The organism is Mesorhizobium sp. M4A.F.Ca.ET.020.02.1.1 (assembly GCF_004022645.1).
Classification (GTDB): Bacteria; Pseudomonadota; Alphaproteobacteria; order Rhizobiales; family Rhizobiaceae; genus Mesorhizobium.
In genome coordinates this window covers 1-2282 of sequence record NZ_RZOI01000862.1, presented here as the reverse complement: position 1 = coordinate 2282, position 2282 = coordinate 1, and the positions used below count along the sequence as shown (strand labels likewise).

The window sequence follows — 2282 nt, the reverse complement described above, 5'->3', positions numbered from 1 at the left end:
GTCTCCAGCGGCAGCGGCACGCGCACCAGATTGACCATCGCCGTTGCCCTGCGCGCCGCCAGCAGTGCGCCCACCGCCTGATGCGCGGCACTGGCCGCCTCATCGGCCAAATCCGGCGTGAGCCGCAACTCGATGGCATCGGGCGCCGTCTGGACCAGCCGGAAATCGTCGATGCGACGGTCGGCCTTGAGCACCGCATTGCGCAGTATGTCGGGCGTGAGCAGGATTTGGCCCTCGGCCGAACCCACCCGGAAGGCATCGTCCATGCGGCCGACGACCTCGTCGACGCAGCGCAGCGGCGAACCGCAGCGGCAGGGTCCTTCGGAGAGCCGCACCAGGTCGTTCATCCGGTATCGCGCCATGATTTGCGTACGACGACGGAAGGCGGTGACCAGTGGCGTGACCAGCCCGTCGCCCGCCGGCTCGAACTCGAAGAACACCGAATCCTCAGCGAGATGCAGGCCGCCCTGCCGGCAGGTCACCGCGAACAGCCCTTCGGTCGCCATGTAGATCTGCTCGAGCGGCAGCCGGAAGGATTTTTCGATAACCGGCCGGTCGACCGGATCGAGCGTCTCGGCGGCCGAGAAGACGCGCCTCGGCGCGAGCCGGAAGCCGGCGACGGCGAAATGGCGGAGCATCTTCGGCGGCGCGATGATCACCGTCGGGTCGAAGTCTTCGAGGTCCACGCGCCAGCTTTCCGGCCCAAGCGTCAGGTCGAAGAAGCCGAGCTTGATCAGCCGGGATTTGCGGGCGCTGTCGTAAAGCCCGGTGTTCTGCGGCAGGATCACGGCGACGCGCATGCCGCGCCAGATGAGGTCGGGTGCCGCCTTGGCGAGGATGGCGCCCAGCCAGCGGTATTTTTCCGCCTCGGAAATGACGAACAGGCCGCGATTGCCCGAGGTGCCCGTGCTCGCACCCACCGTGAGCGCGCCGATGCGTCCGTCGCCGGCCAGAGCCGACCAGGCCGCGCTTGCCGTGACGCCGTGGATGTTGAAGGCCTCGAAACTGTCCATCAGCATCGCCTTGTCGGTGACGGGCAGGTCGGCGAGGCGCGCCCGCGCATGGCGATAGAAGGGCGCGCGCGCCAGGTCGCGCTCGAGGAAGCTACGCAAGGCGGCTGCCTGCCAGCGCTCGAAATCCGGCCGACTCTTGCGCGAGACCCAGCGCGTCAGGGCGAAGGAGCCGATCGCTTCCGCCAGCCCGTTCATCCGACCCCCGCCAGTTCGTCCGCAGTCAGATCATATTGCGTCATCTCCGGGTCGTGGCAGAGCATCACCTGCCCGCCCGCCGCCTGGAAGCGGCGCAACGTCTCGCAGGTCGGACCGATGGCGGCAACGTCCTCTGCGATGAGGCTGGAGGGAAAGCCTGGGGACAGTTTCGGATCAAGGGCGGCGAGCAGCCATTGCGCGTCGACCCCATAGAGCAGTGGCCGCTCCAGTCCGGCGAACAAAAGGCCGAACTGGCCGTCTGCATGGCCCGGAAGATCGACCGCCACCACGCTGCCGTCGCCGAACAGATCAGCGCCGCCGGGGACGCCGCCCCGGGCCTCGATCCGCCACTTGGTCGACAGGCCATCGAGCCTTGCCTCGAAATCGGCGGGGAAGAGTTCCGTGAAGACGCCATGGCGCAGGTTCTGCCTCGGCGTGCGCGCCTTGACGCGCGCCCAGGCGGCATCGCTGGCGATGAAGCGGGCATGGGGAAACAGCGGCAGGCCGGAAATGTGGTCGGCATGGAAATGGGTGACGACAACCGTGCGCACGTCGCCGGGCGCAAGGCCGAAGCGCTCGAGCACCGGCTGCACCTGTTCGGCCGCGTTGAGCTCGGGCCTAAGCACAGCGCCGTAGAGGCGCAGCATGCGGCCGCGCCCCTGCCCCGTGGTGGCCTCTGGGGTGTAGCCGGTGTCGACCAGCACCGGCCCGGCCTGCGGATGAATGAACAGCCCGTAGCGGACGCGCAGCCTGACGCTATGCCAGCCGCCGCCGCGCAGGATCAGCCGCTCGGCGGCGCTGACCCAGGCGCTGTTGGCGAAGACGATCTTCATGCCAGCCCTCCGCCGGCGAAGGTGCGGTCGAGCCCCTGCTCGAACCCGACCTTCGGCGTCCAGCCGAGCAGGCGACGGGCCTTGGCGAGGTCGAGGCTCTGCGCATAGGCGAACAGGCCAAGCCCGTAGCGCGTCACCGGCGGTTCTGGGGGCCCGGGCAGAGCGAGCGCCATCGCCTCCATGGCGCTGGCGGCGGGTGCCGCTGTGGCCGGCCATGCTTGTCGCCAGCGCCATGGAGGCG

At 69.1% G+C, this 2282-nt stretch carries 2 protein-coding genes and 1 pseudogene; all 3 read right to left on the bottom strand.

What is annotated here, in order from left to right; all coding sequences use genetic code 11:
• The coding region (locus EN742_RS32275) for a F390 synthetase-related protein (protein ID WP_128333743.1) at nucleotides 1-1208 on the bottom strand (1208 nt) is incomplete at its 3' end.
• Complete coding sequence (locus EN742_RS32270; protein WP_126055635.1) at nucleotides 1205-2041, bottom strand: MBL fold metallo-hydrolase; 837 nt, start codon at nucleotides 2039-2041, stop codon at nucleotides 1205-1207. The genes EN742_RS32275 and EN742_RS32270, both read right to left, overlap by 4 nt.
• Nucleotides 2038-2282: pseudogene (locus EN742_RS32265) on the bottom strand (GDP-mannose 4,6-dehydratase); the annotation flags it as partial. The pseudogene EN742_RS32265 and the gene EN742_RS32270, both read right to left, overlap by 4 nt.

What these genes read in the sequence shown, in the direction of transcription:
- EN742_RS32270 (WP_126055635.1), bottom strand. Translation starts at nt 2,041, where the DNA reads ATGAAGATCGTCTTCGCCAACAGCGCCTGGGTCAGCGCCGCCGAGCGG.